At 62.0% G+C, this 13,838-nt stretch carries 17 protein-coding genes; 11 read left to right on the plus strand and 6 right to left on the minus strand.

Features of this window, described 5'->3' with window-relative positions:
* Positions 1-83 precede the first annotated feature (83 nt).
* The 3 genes from ASE60_RS20260 to ASE60_RS20270 form a co-directional block, all read right to left on the minus strand.
* Positions 84-479, minus strand: a complete 396-nt coding sequence (locus ASE60_RS20260) for a hypothetical protein (protein WP_057252875.1) — start codon at positions 477-479, stop codon at positions 84-86.
* 38 nt (positions 480-517) lie between these two features.
* Positions 518-1,801, minus strand: a complete 1,284-nt coding sequence (locus tag ASE60_RS20265) for an O-acetylhomoserine aminocarboxypropyltransferase (RefSeq protein ID WP_057252373.1) — start codon at positions 1,799-1,801, stop codon at positions 518-520.
* A gap of 204 nt (positions 1,802-2,005) precedes the next feature.
* The gene (locus tag ASE60_RS20270; RefSeq protein WP_057252877.1) at positions 2,006-2,434 is read right to left on the minus strand and encodes a CoA-binding protein; all 429 of its coding nucleotides are present in this window, start codon (positions 2,432-2,434) and stop codon (positions 2,006-2,008) included.
* A 179-nt stretch (positions 2,435-2,613) separates the two neighbouring features.
* Between ASE60_RS20270 and ASE60_RS20275 the strand changes: the two genes are divergently transcribed.
* Positions 2,614-3,450 carry a DMT family transporter gene (locus ASE60_RS20275; RefSeq protein ID WP_057252374.1) on the plus strand — a complete coding sequence of 279 codons (837 nt, stop codon included), beginning with the start codon at positions 2,614-2,616 and terminating at the stop codon, positions 3,448-3,450.
* Positions 3,451-3,462: 12 nt separating this feature from the next.
* Here ASE60_RS20275 and ASE60_RS20280 read toward each other — a convergent pair whose 3' ends face one another.
* Complete coding sequence (locus ASE60_RS20280) at positions 3,463-4,284, minus strand: enoyl-CoA hydratase (protein ID WP_057252375.1); 822 nt, start codon at positions 4,282-4,284, stop codon at positions 3,463-3,465.
* A gap of 168 nt (positions 4,285-4,452) precedes the next feature.
* Between ASE60_RS20280 and ASE60_RS20285 the strand changes: the two genes are divergently transcribed.
* The 4 genes from ASE60_RS20285 to ASE60_RS20300 all read left to right on the plus strand — a co-directional run bounded on the left by ASE60_RS20285 (position 4,453) and on the right by ASE60_RS20300 (position 6,487).
* Complete coding sequence (locus ASE60_RS20285; protein WP_057252377.1) at positions 4,453-4,884, plus strand: PaaI family thioesterase; 432 nt, start codon at positions 4,453-4,455, stop codon at positions 4,882-4,884.
* Positions 4,885-5,109: 225 nt separating this feature from the next.
* The gene (rplM, locus tag ASE60_RS20290; protein WP_057252379.1) at positions 5,110-5,574 is read left to right on the plus strand and encodes a 50S ribosomal protein L13; all 465 of its coding nucleotides are present in this window, start codon (positions 5,110-5,112) and stop codon (positions 5,572-5,574) included.
* A gap of 2 nt (positions 5,575-5,576) precedes the next feature.
* Positions 5,577-6,044, plus strand: a complete 468-nt coding sequence (gene rpsI / locus ASE60_RS20295) for a 30S ribosomal protein S9 (RefSeq protein WP_057252381.1) — start codon at positions 5,577-5,579, stop codon at positions 6,042-6,044.
* Positions 6,045-6,148: 104 nt separating this feature from the next.
* The gene (locus ASE60_RS20300; protein ID WP_057252383.1) at positions 6,149-6,487 is read left to right on the plus strand and encodes an antibiotic biosynthesis monooxygenase; all 339 of its coding nucleotides are present in this window, start codon (positions 6,149-6,151) and stop codon (positions 6,485-6,487) included.
* 29 nt (positions 6,488-6,516) lie between these two features.
* Here the strand turns inward: ASE60_RS20300 and ASE60_RS20305 are convergent, their stop codons facing one another.
* On the minus strand, positions 6,517-6,990 hold the full coding sequence (locus ASE60_RS20305) for an Lrp/AsnC family transcriptional regulator (RefSeq protein WP_057252385.1): 474 nt from the start codon (positions 6,988-6,990) through the stop codon (positions 6,517-6,519).
* A 115-nt stretch (positions 6,991-7,105) separates the two neighbouring features.
* Between ASE60_RS20305 and ASE60_RS20310 the strand changes: the two genes are divergently transcribed.
* The 3 genes from ASE60_RS20310 to argC all read left to right on the plus strand — a co-directional run bounded on the left by ASE60_RS20310 (position 7,106) and on the right by argC (position 10,071).
* Positions 7,106-7,897 (plus strand): phenylalanine 4-monooxygenase, encoded by a 792-nt coding sequence (locus ASE60_RS20310; RefSeq protein WP_057252387.1) that lies wholly within the window; start codon positions 7,106-7,108, stop codon positions 7,895-7,897.
* A 127-nt stretch (positions 7,898-8,024) separates the two neighbouring features.
* Positions 8,025-8,987 carry an agmatinase gene (gene speB, locus ASE60_RS20315; RefSeq protein WP_057252389.1) on the plus strand — a complete coding sequence of 321 codons (963 nt, stop codon included), beginning with the start codon at positions 8,025-8,027 and terminating at the stop codon, positions 8,985-8,987.
* Positions 8,988-9,138: 151 nt separating this feature from the next.
* Positions 9,139-10,071 carry an N-acetyl-gamma-glutamyl-phosphate reductase gene (gene argC / locus ASE60_RS20320; RefSeq protein WP_057252391.1) on the plus strand — a complete coding sequence of 311 codons (933 nt, stop codon included), beginning with the start codon at positions 9,139-9,141 and terminating at the stop codon, positions 10,069-10,071.
* Positions 10,072-10,146: 75 nt separating this feature from the next.
* Here argC and ASE60_RS20325 read toward each other — a convergent pair whose 3' ends face one another.
* The gene (locus ASE60_RS20325) at positions 10,147-11,250 is read right to left on the minus strand and encodes a COX15/CtaA family protein (RefSeq protein ID WP_057252393.1); all 1,104 of its coding nucleotides are present in this window, start codon (positions 11,248-11,250) and stop codon (positions 10,147-10,149) included.
* A 174-nt stretch (positions 11,251-11,424) separates the two neighbouring features.
* Here ASE60_RS20325 and ASE60_RS20330 point away from each other — a divergent pair, with 174 nt between their 5' ends.
* From ASE60_RS20330 to ASE60_RS20340, 3 genes are all read left to right on the plus strand, one after another.
* Positions 11,425-11,637, plus strand: a complete 213-nt coding sequence (locus ASE60_RS20330) for a DUF2842 domain-containing protein (protein WP_057252395.1) — start codon at positions 11,425-11,427, stop codon at positions 11,635-11,637.
* A 33-nt stretch (positions 11,638-11,670) separates the two neighbouring features.
* A complete protein-coding gene (locus tag ASE60_RS20335; RefSeq protein WP_057252397.1) occupies positions 11,671-12,411 on the plus strand; it encodes a metallophosphoesterase family protein in 741 nt (246 codons plus the stop codon).
* Positions 12,412-12,621: 210 nt separating this feature from the next.
* Positions 12,622-13,809, plus strand: a complete 1,188-nt coding sequence (locus tag ASE60_RS20340; protein WP_309140261.1) for a GNAT family N-acetyltransferase — start codon at positions 12,622-12,624, stop codon at positions 13,807-13,809.
* The last annotated feature ends 29 nt before the right edge of the window (positions 13,810-13,838 follow it).

Genomic DNA, 13,838 nt, shown 5'->3' on the forward strand with positions numbered 1-13,838 from the left:
TCGGCCGCATCCCTGAAAAATCATCATAGTCGGATGCTTCCGCCATCTCGGGCAGAGCAAATCCAGCGGATCAAAGGGTGAGATCAGGCTTTGGGAGGCCGTGCCGGCGGTTCGACGAGAACAGACGGCAGACGGTTTTCCTGCAGCATCGGATGCGACAGTTCGCGTGCCGACAGATCGACGCGCCAGCTATTGGCCTTGCTGCCGTGCGCAAGGATGATGGAAGAGCAGACGAGTGCGAGAGGGCACGTATTGCCGCAATCGTTCTTCTGAACGGGTTGCTGCTCCGGGCAGCAGGACATGTCGTCCAGGCCTGTCATGGCATCCATCTGCATGTCGGATGAAAGGGCCATGGCGCTCGCAGCCGTGCTGACGCTCACGGGACCGATTACGATCCCGAGCAACGCCAACACACAGAGAAAGCGCCGGAGCGCGACGACAGCGAACATGCAGCTATGCTTGCATAGCGCGACGTTCATTGGAAGCCGGTCACGGAAAGTTGCGACCGGCCGACGCATCAGAGCTTTGCCAGCGCCTGCTCAAGATCGGCGATGATGTCGGAAACGTCTTCGATGCCGACCGACAGACGCACGACATCGGGGCCGGCGCCGGCCGCTACCTGCTGCCCGGGCGTCAATTGCCGATGGGTGGTCGAGGCCGGGTGGATGACGAGCGAGCGTGTGTCGCCAATGTTCGCCAGATGCGAGAACATTTCCAGCCCCTCGACGAAGCGCTTGCCCGCCTCGTAGCCGCCCTTGAGGCCGAAGGTGAAGACGGCACCGGCACCCTTCGGCGAATAACGCTGCTGCAGCGCGTGGTTGGGATCGTCCTCAAGCCCGGCATAGTTGACCCACGAAATCTTGTCGTGCGTCTTCAGCCACTTGGCGACCGCAAGCGCGTTGTCGCAATGGCGCTGCATGCGCAGCGGCAGGGTCTCGGCGCCGGTCACGAGCATGAAGGCATTGAACGGAGAGATTGCCGGACCGAAATCGCGCAGTCCCAGGACACGCGCGGCAATGGCGAAAGCGATGTTGCCGAAGGTTTGGTGCAACACGACACCGGCATATTCCGGACGCGGCTCCGAAAGCATCGGATACTTGCCCGACTTCGACCAGTCGAAGGTACCGCCGTCGACGATGACACCGCCCATCGAATTGCCATGGCCGCCGATGAACTTCGTCAGCGAATGCACGACGATATCGGCGCCGTGCTCCAGCGGCCGCAGCAAATAGGGTGTCGCCATGGTGTTGTCGACGATCAGCGGCAGGTCGTGCTTGCGGGCGACCTCGGCGATGGCGGCGATATCCACGAAGGTGCCGCCGGGATTGGCGAGGCTCTCGATGAAGATCGCCTTGGTGCGCCGGTCGATCTTCGCCTCGAACGAGGCGGGGTCAGCAGGATCGGCCCAGCGCACCTGCCAGTCGAAGGACTTGAAGGCGTGGCCGAACTGGTTGACCGAGCCGCCATAGAGCCGGTTGGCTGCGACGAAATTGTCGCCCGGGTTCATGATCGTGTGGAAGACGAGCAGCTGAGCCGCATGGCCGGAGGCAACGGCCAGCGCAGCCGTGCCGCCTTCGAGCGCCGCGATGCGCTCCTCCAGCACCGCCTGGGTCGGGTTCATGATGCGGGTGTAAATGTTGCCGAACTGCTGGAGGCCGAAGAGTGCCGCGGCATGGTCGGTGTCGTTGAAGACGAAGCTCGTCGTCTGGTAGATCGGCGTCGCCCGCGCGCCCGTGGTCGGATCGGGCTGTGCCCCTGCATGGATTGCGAGCGTGTTGAAACCAGGGTTGTCTTTCGTCATTTCGTCCCTCCCATGACCAGAGCGCGGCCGCCAGCCGGCGCGCCGAGGACGCTCTATCACCTTGAATCTGCGTGTGATCCGCTATCGAACCTCCGTGGCCCAGCGCGGAGGTGGCGGCACTATTCCAGAGCCTACGTGTGCGGTCAAAGAGGATTTTTACGAAACTGACGGTTGCGCAAGCCGCAGCCGTTCTGCGGGCCGAGATCAGCCGATCAGGCGCGGATATTCGATTGCCGGACAGCGATCCATGACCACCTTGATCCCGGCCGCTTCCGCCTTCGCCGCTGCGCCGTCGTGGCGCACCGAAAGCTGTCCCCAGATCACCTTCGGCAGCGTGTCCAGCGCCAGGATCTCGTCAACGAGCGCCGGCAAGGCATGGGCGGCGCGGAAGACATCGACCATGTCGACCGGTTCCTTCACGTCGGCGAGCCGGCCGACGACGGTCTGGCCCTGAATGGCCTTGCCGACATGGCCGGGGTTGATCGGAATCACCCGATAGCCCTTGCGCAACAGGAACGCCATGACCCGATGGCTCGGCCGCTCGGCATTCGGCGAGGCACCGACGAGAGCGATCGTCTTGGTCTCGCGCAGGATGTCGGCGAGATAGTAGTCCGGATAGGGGTCGTGATTCATGTGGGGCTTTTGATCCATCTAATTAAACGGCCGTATAATGGGGCCGCTCCCTTCCAAGTCAACTTCGTGCAGCAATGCGCCTCAGACCCTGACGCAATACAAGACTTTACGGTTGCATTTGCGTGCGAGCGGCGCCACAAGCTTCACCAGGCCCGCCACATCGTTTCCGAGGTTCCATCTTGCCGCTTGAAGTCATTGCGCTCGTCCTGTTCGGGGCGTTGTTGCACGCGACCTGGAATGCCCTGGTCAAGGCAGGCTCGGAAAAATCGCTCGACGCAGCAATGATCGCGCTCGGGGCCGCCGCCGTGGCCATCCCCTTCCTGCCATTCCTGCCCCTGCCGAAGCCGGAAGCCTGGCCCTACATCCTGGTTTCGGCCCTGTTCCAGTTCGCCTATTTCCAGCTCGTCGCCGCCTCCTATCGCGCTGGCGATATCGGTCTTGTCTATCCGCTGATGCGCGGTACTGCGCCCTTGATCGTCGCGGCCACCAGCGGCGCGCTGATCGGCGAACAGCTTACCTTCGGTACGATGCTCGGCATTCTGACAATCTCTGTCGGCGTGCTGACGCTCGCCTTCGAGTCCAGAAAGGGCGGAAAACACGCGATCGTGCTCGCCCTCCTCAACGCCTGCGTCATCGCCAGCTACACCTTTGTCGACGGCATCGGCGCGCGCGTATCGGGCAATGCGATTTCCTACACGCTGTGGATGGCGCTCTTGCCGCCGGTGCTGCTCTTCGCCTGGGCCTTTGCCCGCCGCGGCATCAAGCCGGTCGCCCGCCACGTCTATAAGAACTGGTGGCGGGGTCTGATCGGCGGCGCCGGATCGATTGGCGCCTATGGCCTGGCGCTCTGGGCGATGACCAAGGCACCGGTCGCCACCGTCGCCGCCCTTCGCGAGACGTCGATCCTGTTTGCGGTGGTGATCTCCGTCGTGTTCCTCAAGGAACCGGTCAGCGTCTGGCGCATTGCCGCTGCCTGCGTCATCGCGCTCGGCGCGCTGCTGCTGAAGCTGGCCTGACGACGCCGCAGATCAGTCTTCCTTCCACTCCGGCATGCGCTTGCCGAGGAACGCGCCGATGCCATCCTCGGCATCGCGAGCCAGCATATTCTCGACCATCACGCCGACGGCGTAGTCATAGGCCTGCGGCAGGTCCATCTCCGCCTGGCGGTAAAAGGCTTCCTTGCCGATCTTCAGCGCCTGCGGCGACTTCGAGGCGATCACGGCCGCATATTTGTCGACCACCTGGCGCAGATACTGCTGCGGCACGATGCGATTGACGAGGCCGAAGTCCTTGGCGGTCGAGGCGTCGATGGTCTCACCGGTGAGCAACATCTCCATTGCCTGCTTGCGGTGCGCCGCACGCGTAAGCGCGACCATCGGCGTCGAGCAGAAGAGCCCGATGTTGACGCCCGGCGTGCAGAACGTGGAACTGTCGGTGCAGATCGCCAGGTCGCAGCTTGCGACAAGCTGGCAGCCGGCAGCGGTTGCGAGCCCGTCGATCTCAGCGATGACGGCTTGCGGCAACCGGGTGATCTTCAGCATCAAATCGGCACAGAGGCGGATCGTTTGTTCAAAGAAGGCCCGGCCCCGGTCGTCGTCTTCGCGATGCGCGGTCATTTCCTTGAGGTCGTGCCCCGCCGAAAACAGCTTGCCCGACGCGGCAAGCACGACAACCCTGATTTCCTTGGAGGCGGCGACCGCATCGAACTCGGCGTGCAGCGCCTCCATCATGGCGATAGACAGTACATTGGCCGGCGGGTTGTTGAGCGTCAGGCGCAGCACCGGCCCGGAGCGTTCGCGCAGCAGCAGGCCGTTCGGCTCTTCCTTCTTGAACGATACCACTTCGGCCATCTCTTTCTCCTGAAACTTCTACTCGGGCTTGGTGGTACGCCGGACGCGCGCGCGGTGCAAGCTGACCGGAGAACCAGGCGACGCGTTCCGTCTAAGACCTTTTTCCGCCTTGCGTCCGGCCGTCGGCCGGTTTCAGGTGGCAGGCGAATATGTTGAAGGATGCTATGAATGACCATCGAGCCGAACATGACCGTCGACGAACTCAACCGGTTTCTCGACACGGATTTTCCGCAGGTCCACACCGATGGCAAGGTCTTTCACGTCACGGCGGTGGGGCCAGGCTTTGCCACCATGCGGCTCGATCCGAACGAAAGGCACATCCGTCCGGGCGGCACCGTCTCAGGCCCCACCCTCTTCGCGCTTGCGGACGTTTCCGCCTATGTCGCGCTGATCGCCCATATCGGTCCGGTCGCGCTTGCGGTTACCACCAATCTCAACATCAACTTCCTGCGCAAGCCGGAACCGGAACCGCTCGAATGCACCTGCCGGATCCTCAAACTCGGCAAGCGGCTCGCCGTTCTCGACGCATCGATCGTCAAGGTCGGTGACGACGATCTCGTGGCCCATGCAACGGCGACCTATTCGATTCCGCCGCGTTAAAATGTGGTAACGAAATACCATACATGTAACTTATTGTTTTTACTTATATTTATTTCCATCGCGCAGATTTCACGTTCTTGACGCTTGTTTCGCACTTGCGTATAAGCTGCCGCAGATCGCGGTCCTCAAGGGCCGCTTTCTTCTTTTGTCCGGGAAACCGGGCAAAACCAAGCAACAAGAAACGCCCGGCGGTTCGCCGCCCGGGTCCAAAGAAAGAGTTTAGATATGGCAACCTTCGTTCAGAAGCCTGCAGAGGTGGAGAAGAAGTGGATCATCATCGACGCCGAAGGCCTCGTTGTTGGTCGCCTCGCTTCCCTCATCGCAAACCGCCTGCGCGGCAAGCACAAAGCTACCTTCACCCCGCATGTTGACGACGGCGACAACGTCATCGTCATCAACGCCGAGAAGGCAGTTCTGACGGGCAAGAAGTACACCGACAAGAAGTACTACTGGCACACCGGTTACCCCGGCGGCATCAAGGAGCGCACCGCGCGCCAGATCATCGAGGGCCGCTTCCCGGAGCGCGTCATCGAGAAGGCCGTCGAGCGCATGGTTCCGCGTGGTCCGCTCGGCCGTCGCCAGATGAAGAACCTGCGCGTTTACGCAGGCGCCAACCACCCGCATGAAGCACAGCAGCCGGCCGTCCTCGACGTCGCCAAGCTGAACAGCAAGAACACAAGGAGCGCCTAATAATGGCCGACCTTTCCGCTCTCAAGGACATCGCCACGACCGCGGAACCGGCTGCTCCGGTTCACGTCAAGAAGGTCGACGCCCAGGGTCGCTCCTACGCGACCGGCAAGCGTAAGAACGCTGTTGCCCGCGTATGGGTCAAGCCCGGCTCGGGCAAGATCACCATCAACGGCAAGCCGTACCTCGACTACTTCGCTCGTCCGGTTCTGCAGATGATCCTGCAGCAGCCGATCGTCGCAGCTGCCCGTGACGGCCAGTTCGACATCGACGCGACGGTCGCCGGTGGCGGTCTCTCCGGCCAGGCCGGTGCCGTTCGTCACGGCATCTCCAAGGCCCTCACCTACTTCGAACCGGGCCTGCGCTCCGTTCTGAAGCGCGGTGGCTTCCTCACCCGCGACAGCCGCGTGGTCGAGCGTAAGAAGTACGGCCGTGCGAAGGCACGTCGTTCGTTCCAGTTCTCGAAGCGTTAATCGCTTCCAAACTGCGACACTTGGAAAGGCGGGGCTTTGCTCCGCCTTTTTTTGTTATCATCGCCCCCACCATATCCCGCAGCATCGATCCTCCGAGGCACAGCATGGCAAGTTCCCCCGCCGCCAAGACCCCAGAGCCGCCCTACTACATCGTGACATTCTCCTCGCGACGGACGGCCGGCGATCACGGCTACGACAATATGGGCACGGAGATGGAGAGGCTGGCGCGCGAACAGCCAGGTTTTCTCGGGCTCGAAAGCGTGCGCGGTGCTGATGGCTTCGGCATCACCAATTCCTATTGGGCGGACGAGGAGAGCATCGCGGCGTGGAAAAGTGACGTCCGGCATCTGACCGCCCAGCGGCTCGGCCGCGAGCGCTGGTACGAGGACTACCAGGTGCGCGTCGGCAAGATCGAGCGGCAATACGGGTTCGAGCGCTCATAGGGCCCCGGCAGTCGCCATTCCCGGCCGCTTCAGATCGGTAGTTCCGTCGTCGACTTGAGTTCACGCAACACGAAGCTCGAAACGACCGTGCGCACGTGCGGATTGCGCATCAGGTAACGCGTCATGAAGGCATCGTAGCTTTCGACGTCGGTGGCCCGGATCTTCAGCATGTAATCGAAGGTGCCGGATAAAGCGTAGCATTCCATGATCTCCGGCCGATCGCGCACCAACGCCGAGAAGGCTGCGATCGCCTCGTCATGATGATCCTCCAGCGTCACGTGAGCGATGATGCAGAGTTTCAGATCCAGCTTTGCCGGGTCGAGAAGCGCCACACGCTTACGGATGACCCCGTCCGTCTCCAGTTCCTGCAGCCGCCGCCAAGCCGAGCTCTGCGACATGCCCGCCTTTTCCGCCAGCTCCGACAGCGACTGACCGCTATCGGCTTGAATCAGCCGCAACAATTTGCGCAACGGCTGGAAATTTTCCTTCACATCGGGCGGCATAGCGAAATTTCCTCTCGCCAACAGGCGACGATCTGACAACTCTGAAACAAATACTCGCTCCATCAGCGATACAATTGCAACAGAAAGAGTTGTTCTGACGACATGAGGAGACGTCATGACCAAGGAAAGCACATACACCGCCAAGCTACCGGAGCCTGACGGCACATATCTTTACACCCCGGAAGAAGATGCGATCTGGGGCGAGCTCTATCAGCGGCAGATGAAGCTTCTCGCTGACAAGGCCTGCGACGAATATCTGGGAGGAGCAAAGACGCTCGACCTGGGGCCGTATCATGTGCCGCAGCTGAAGGACGTGAACCGCCGTCTTGCGGAAACCACCGGCTTCGGCGTCGAAGGCGTGCCGGCGCTCATTCCGCCGTCCCGTTTCTACGAGCTTCTGTCCCAGGGCAAGTTTCCGCTGGCGACCTTCATCCGCCGGCGTGAGCATATCGACTACATCGAAGAGCCCGACATCTTTCACGAAGTCTTCGGGCACTGCCCGCTGCTCACCAACCAGAGCTACGCCCACTTCGTCCGTCGCTTCGGCGAGAAGGCCGCTTCGCTCGGCAAAGGTTACTCCTGGCATCTGTTCCGGATCTTCTGGTTCACCGTCGAGTTCGGCCTGATCAACACGCCAAAGGGCCGCCGCTGCTACGGCGCAGGCATCGTCTCTTCGCCGAACGAGACGCGCAACGCCATGGAGACACCAGGTGTCGAGTTCCGGCCGTTCGACCTGATGACCGTGCTGCGCACGCCCTATCGCATCGATATCGTGCAGCCTATCTATTACGTGATCGACAGCTTCGCCCAGCTCGAAACGATCATCGAGGAAGATATCGCCGCGCGCATCACTGAAGCGAAGGCGCTTGGCGACTTCGCCCCGACCTACGAAGCCAAGGCTTCGTAATCGCGGAAGAATCGGCCGGCAGGGCCTTGCCTTGCCGGCGACGATTGTCCAACGTCTCGCCACCACAAGTTAGAGCGGGATACGAGCACACGGCTCTCTTCATCCCGCCCTGAAGCAGAGACGGGACATGGCCAACAGGACAATCGATCATGCGCTGACGGCGCGCTCACTCACATCGGCGGCATCCGATCCGACGCATGCCGGCATTCTCTCCTTCATGCGCCGCAAATATTCGAAGCAGTTGAAGGGTATCGACGCCGTCGTCTGGGGCATTCCCTTCGATGCCGCCACGTCCAACCGTCCTGGCGCCCGCTTCGGGCCACAGGCGATCCGTCGCGCCTCCGCCATCTTCGACAACGATCCGCAGTACCCCTTCGAGCGCGACCTCTTTGCCGCGATGGCGACGATCGACTACGGCGACTGCCTGCTCGACTATGGCAACCATTCGAAGACGCCGGCGACGATCGAGCGCGAAGCGGTGAAAATCATCAGAAGCGGCGCTTATCTGCAGACGCTCGGCGGCGACCACTTCATTACCTATCCGATCCTGAAGGCGCAGGCGGCCATCCACGGCCCCCTCGCCCTCGTGCAGTTCGACGCACACCAGGATACCTGGCCGGACGAACGGGGGCGGATCGATCATGGCTCCTTCGTCGGACGTGCCGCGCGCGAGGGCCTGATCGATACCGACGCCTCCATCCAGATCGGCATCCGCACCCACGCACCCGAAGACTGCGGTATTCGCATTCTCTATGGCTATGACGTCGAGGAAATGAGTGCTGCCGAGATTGCCGAAACGATCATCCGGCAGGTCGGCGAACGCAAGGCCTATCTCACCTTCGACATCGATTGCCTCGACCCGGCCTACGCGCCCGGCACCGGCACGCCGGTTGCCGGCGGCCCGTCGAGCGCCAAGATCCTCTCGGTGCTGCGCAAGCTCGGCGCCCTGACGATTGTCGGCAGCGATGTCGTCGAAGTGGCACCCGCCTACGACCATGCCGAAGTCACCGCAATCGCGGGCGCCACTGTCGCCATGTTCATGCTGGGACTGCATGCGGAGAAACTTGCGGAACGCGCACCGCTGCGCTGAAGAACCGTATCGCCGTTGCGACCAGGGGCGGCTGCTTGTATAGGAACTGACAGGGCTGGCGGCGGTCCGCCGGCCTGTTGAGAAATTGATTCAATTTTATGCCAGAATGATTCCGGAACTATCCGTAAATCACTGACAGAACGGGAAAATCATGAAACCGAAGATCTTCATCGATGGCGAACACGGCACCACGGGCCTGCAGATCCGCACGCGCATGGCCGGCCGCAGCGACCTCGAACTGCTTTCCATCCCGGAAGCGGAACGACGCAACGCCACGATGCGCGAAGATCTCCTGAACGACGCCGACATCGCCATTCTGTGCCTGCCGGACGATGCGTCGCGCGAAGCGGTTTCAATGGTTTCCGGCAACAACAAGGTGCGCATCATCGACACGTCGACGGCACACCGCATCGCCCCGGACTGGGCCTATGGCTTTGCCGAAATGGACAAGGCGCAGCCGGAGAAGATCCGCGATGCACGCCACGTCGCCAATCCCGGCTGCTATCCGACCGGCGCGATCGGCGTGATCCGGCCGCTGCGCCAGGCCGGTATCGTGCCCGACGGCTACCCGGTCACGGTCAACGCTGTTTCCGGCTACACCGGCGGCGGCAAGCAGATGATCGCGCAGATGGAAGACGAGACCAATGCGGACCACATCAGCGCGCCGCACTTCCTCTATGGCCTGCCGCTCAAGCACAAGCACGTGCCCGAGATGAAGATGCACGGCCTGCTCGACCGTGCGCCGATTTTCGCTCCCTCGGTCGGCAAATTCGCGCAGGGCATGATCGTCCAGGTCCCGCTCTATCTCGAGGATCTTGCCGCCGGCGCAACGCTGGAGACGATCCACTCGGCGCTGGTCGAGCACTATGCCGGGCAGTCGATCGTCGAGGTCGTACCGCTTGCGGAAAGCGAGAAGCTCGCACGCATCGACGCGACCGAGCTTGCCGGCAAGGACACGATGAAGCTCTTCGTGTTCGGCACCGCCGGCGGCAATCACGTGAACCTCGTTGCCCTGCTCGACAATCTCGGCAAGGGCGCATCGGGCGCGGCCGTCCAGAACATGGACCTGATGCTGTCGGCCTGATCGGCAATAGCAGCTGAAAAAAGAAGGCCCCGGCGATCCCGCCGGGGCCTTTGTCATTTCGGCATTCTTCACGCGTCAGTCGCGCAGCTCGATCGCCGTCGGCCGCGGATATTCGCCGTAGAAACCGCGCCAGTGGGCGATGGCGAAACCGAGCACGACAAGGGCACCGCCCTGGTGTAGCACGCCCCAGCCGATCGGCACCTGCAGCACCAGCGTGGTGATGCCGATGACCGCCTGGGCTGAGACGAGCAGAAACAGAAGCACAGAGCGCCGCGCATGGGTCGTCTCAGGAGCAGCCCTCAGAGAGTCAATCATGTGCATCAGCGCGAAGGCAAACAGCACATAGGCGCCTATCCGGTGAACGAACTGCACCGTCTTCGGATTCTCGAACAGATTGATCCACCAGGGCTGCTGCAGGAACAGGTCCTGCGGAACGATCGCTCCATCCATCAGCGGCCAGGTGTTGTAGCTGAAGCCGGCGTCGAGGCCGGCGACGAGCGCGCCGAGATAGATCTGGAACAGGCTGAAGATGGCGATGATCATTGCCATCTTGCGCGAACGATCCGTGGGCGCCGTGTCGTTGGAATGCGGACTGAGCCCACGGAAGATCCACATACAAGAGGCGAAGATCAGACAGGCAATGACGAGGTGCGTCGCCAGCCGATACTGGCTGACCTCTGTGCGCTCGACGAGGCCGGAAGAAACCATCCACCAGCCGATGAAACCCTGAAAGCCGCCAAGGGCGAGGATGCCGAGAAGCGGCATCCGGAGCTTGCGCTCGACCCGGCCGGTCAGCCAGAAGAACGCGAGCGGCAGAGCGAAGATGATCCCGATGGTGCGGGCCAGCAGGCGATGCGCCCATTCCCACCAGAAGATCGTCTTGAACTCGTCAACCGTCATGCCGTTGTTCATCTTCTGGTACTGCGGAATGCGCTGATAGAGCTGGAACTCTTCTTCCCACTCGGCGGCCGAAAGCGGAGGGATCACACCGTGGATCGGCTTCCATTCGGTGATCGACAACCCCGATTCCGTGAGGCGTGTTGCACCACCGACAAGCACGAGCGCAAAGAGCGTGAAAATAACGACGGCGAGCCAGCCGCGGATCTGCCGGCGGTTGCGCTCGGTCTTGCCGATCTCGTTTCGAAGCATCTGTTCTGTCGCCATTTCGACGCCGGCCATTATTTTGCCTCTGGTATCGCAGGGTTGTTGGCGGCGCGACCGGACGGATCAACGGTCGCACCTTTCGGAAAGCCGTTGATTTGCACCAGAGCGGCATGCAAAACAAGACCGAAACCTTTGCGGCATGCCGTCGCGGTCGGTCCGCGCCCATGCAAGCCATCTGAAAGAAGTGAAATGCCCGTACGCCTCAGAAAGCTGATCGGCACGATCCTGATCATCATCCTCGTCGTCGTTTACGCACTGGCTGCCGTCACCTTTGCCTCGCTGCTGCTCGGCGCCGCACCCTGGTGGGTGCATCTGGCCTACTTCTTCTTCACCGGCCTGCTCTGGATATTGCCAGCCATGCTGATTATCAAATGGATGGAAAAGCCGGCTCGCGATCGCTGAGCCAAAGCGCAGCGGCCATTCGAGGAGACGCCCGTGAGACTTGCAGTCATCGCCGATATCCATGGCAACGATCTCGCGCTCGAGGCCGTTCTCGCCGACATCGATGCGCTCGGTATCACCGACATCGTCAACCTCGGCGATCACGTGAGCGGCCCGCTCAATGCAGCGCGCACTGCCGACATCCTCATGAAGCGCGCGATCCCCTCGATCCGAGGCAATCACGATCGCTATCTGTTGACAGTCGACCCCCGGGACCTGGGGTTATCGGATCGCTCTGCCTACGATGAATTGCAGCCGGAGCACCGCGAATGGCTGGCCACCCTGCCCGTCGCGCACGTCCACAGGGAAACGTTCTTCCTGTGCCATGCGACGCCGACGAACGATGAAACCTACTGGCTAGAGGCTTTGACGACCGACGGCACCGTCCACATGGCGCCGCGTTCGGCAATCGAGGCTGAAGCCGCCGGCATCAATTATCCGGTCATCCTTTGCGGGCACACGCATATCCAGCGCGCCGTCCGCCTTTCAGACGGCCGCCTCGTCGTCAATCCCGGCAGCGTCGGCTGCCCAGGTTATGACGACGACCAACCTGTGCCGCACAAGGTCGAGGCGGGTTCGCCGGACGCACGCTACGCCGTCGTCGAGCAGACGCCGTCAGGATGGGGCGTCACGTTCCGCAACGTTCCCTATGATTGGATGACGATGTCCCGGCTCGCAGCCAGTCGCAACCGGCTGGAATGGGCAAAGGCACTGGCCACGGGCTTTCTCGACTGAACGGCCGCGCCGCTGGCCCGGCAACGCTTCACGCTTTGCTAACTGCGTTCCCGGGTTATTCTCAAATGCCGTTCATAAGAGCTATCGCATTAAACGGATCGTAGCCGGCTTGAGGTTCAATCGCTCGGCAACAGGGACCGGATGGCACCTTCGATGACGAACTCCGATCTGACCATGGAAGGCTCCGGCGACCGTCGCCCGCGCGCGTCCATGCGTGTGGGTCCGTCCGATGTCACGCGCCGCTTCGATATTTCGATCCACCGCGCCATGGAGCCGCTGGAGGCCGAATGGCGTTCGCTCGACGGTCTTGCCGGCAACTCGCTGCATCATGCCTACGACTGGTGCCGTGCCTGGGCAGAGACGCACGGAAGCGATCTCTTGCTGCTGCGCGTTGCGTTCAATGGCGAGCTTTTCCTCATTCTGCCGCTGGAACTCAGGCACGGGCGCCTGTTTCGAACAGCCCGCCTGATCGGAATGGAACACAGCAACCTCAACACGGGGCTCTTTGTCGACGGCGCCTCCGCAGTCATGACTCCGGCACTGGCCCACGCCTTGGCCCGGGATATTCGAACGGCGCTCCGCGGCCTTGCGGATGTCGTCATGCTCGACCGGATGCCGAGCGAGTGGCGTGGCGGCGTCAGCCCCTTTGCCGCACTTCCAGGCGTCGCAAACCCCAATTCGTCATTCCAGCTGCCCCTCCTCGGCAGCATTCAACTCACACTGGCGCAGATCAACGCCAAGCGCCGCCGCAAGAAGATGCGCATCTCCGAACGACGACTGACGGAGATGGGCGGCTACGACTACGTGATCGCCCGCACCCCCGGCGAGGCGCAGGCGTTGCTCGATACCTTCTTCCGGCAGAAGGCGACGCGCTTCGCAACACTCGGCCTTCCCGACGTCTTTCAGGACGCCGAGACACAGGCCTTCTTCCATGCGCTTGCCTCCCATCAGTACGGCAACCCACAGCTCATGCAGCTCAACGCCATCCGGCTTAGAGGAGAACGTGACGGGCAGGTCGTTGCCGTCGCCGGGATTTCGCTCAAGGGCGACCATGTCATCTGCCAATTCGGCTCGATCGACGAGACGCTGGCAGGCGAAGCAAGTCCGGGTGAATTGCTGTTCTATCGGATGATCGAACGCCTCTCGACGCAAGGCGTGCGCCTGTTCGATTTCGGTGTCGGCGACCAACCCTACAAGCGATCCTGGTGCACGATCGAGACGCCGTTGCGTGACATTACATTACCGGTGACCCTCCCGGGGCGCCTTGCCGCCCTGCGCCATCACCTTGTCGTACGCGCAAAGGCAGCGGCGAAGTCGAACAAGGCCGTTTACGCCCGCCTGCAGCGAGCGAGGCGGTTCAGGCAAGGCAAAATCGGTGCACAAAGCACCGGGGACTGAAGGCCGAACAGCAGCAGCCCGCGTTGACT

Source organism: Ensifer sp. Root278 (assembly GCF_001429285.1).
Lineage (GTDB): Bacteria > Pseudomonadota > Alphaproteobacteria > Rhizobiales > Rhizobiaceae > Ensifer.

Bases quoted from the DNA above. Each gene is read 5' to 3' on its own strand.
- ASE60_RS20260 (WP_057252875.1), bottom strand. From the start codon at position 479: ATGAACGTCGCGCTATGCAAGCATAGCTGCATGTTCGCTGTCGTCGCG.
- speB (WP_057252389.1), top strand. From the start codon at position 8,025: ATGGCCAACAGGACAATCGATCATGCGCTGACGGCGCGCTCACTCACA.
- ASE60_RS20310 (WP_057252387.1), top strand. From the start codon at position 7,106: ATGACCAAGGAAAGCACATACACCGCCAAGCTACCGGAGCCTGACGGC.
- ASE60_RS20280 (WP_057252375.1), bottom strand. From the start codon at position 4,284: ATGGCCGAAGTGGTATCGTTCAAGAAGGAAGAGCCGAACGGCCTGCTG.
- ASE60_RS20285 (WP_057252377.1), top strand. From the start codon at position 4,453: ATGACCATCGAGCCGAACATGACCGTCGACGAACTCAACCGGTTTCTC.
- ASE60_RS20270 (WP_057252877.1), bottom strand. From the start codon at position 2,434: ATGAATCACGACCCCTATCCGGACTACTATCTCGCCGACATCCTGCGC.
- ASE60_RS20325 (WP_057252393.1), bottom strand. From the start codon at position 11,250: ATGGCCGGCGTCGAAATGGCGACAGAACAGATGCTTCGAAACGAGATC.
- ASE60_RS20330 (WP_057252395.1), top strand. From the start codon at position 11,425: ATGCCCGTACGCCTCAGAAAGCTGATCGGCACGATCCTGATCATCATC.
- ASE60_RS20305 (WP_057252385.1), bottom strand. From the start codon at position 6,990: ATGCCGCCCGATGTGAAGGAAAATTTCCAGCCGTTGCGCAAATTGTTG.
- ASE60_RS20265 (WP_057252373.1), bottom strand. From the start codon at position 1,801: ATGACGAAAGACAACCCTGGTTTCAACACGCTCGCAATCCATGCAGGG.
- ASE60_RS20300 (WP_057252383.1), top strand. From the start codon at position 6,149: ATGGCAAGTTCCCCCGCCGCCAAGACCCCAGAGCCGCCCTACTACATC.
- ASE60_RS20340 (WP_309140261.1), top strand. From the start codon at position 12,622: ATGCGTGTGGGTCCGTCCGATGTCACGCGCCGCTTCGATATTTCGATC.
- rplM (WP_057252379.1), top strand. From the start codon at position 5,110: ATGGCAACCTTCGTTCAGAAGCCTGCAGAGGTGGAGAAGAAGTGGATC.
- rpsI (WP_057252381.1), top strand. From the start codon at position 5,577: ATGGCCGACCTTTCCGCTCTCAAGGACATCGCCACGACCGCGGAACCG.
- argC (WP_057252391.1), top strand. From the start codon at position 9,139: ATGAAACCGAAGATCTTCATCGATGGCGAACACGGCACCACGGGCCTG.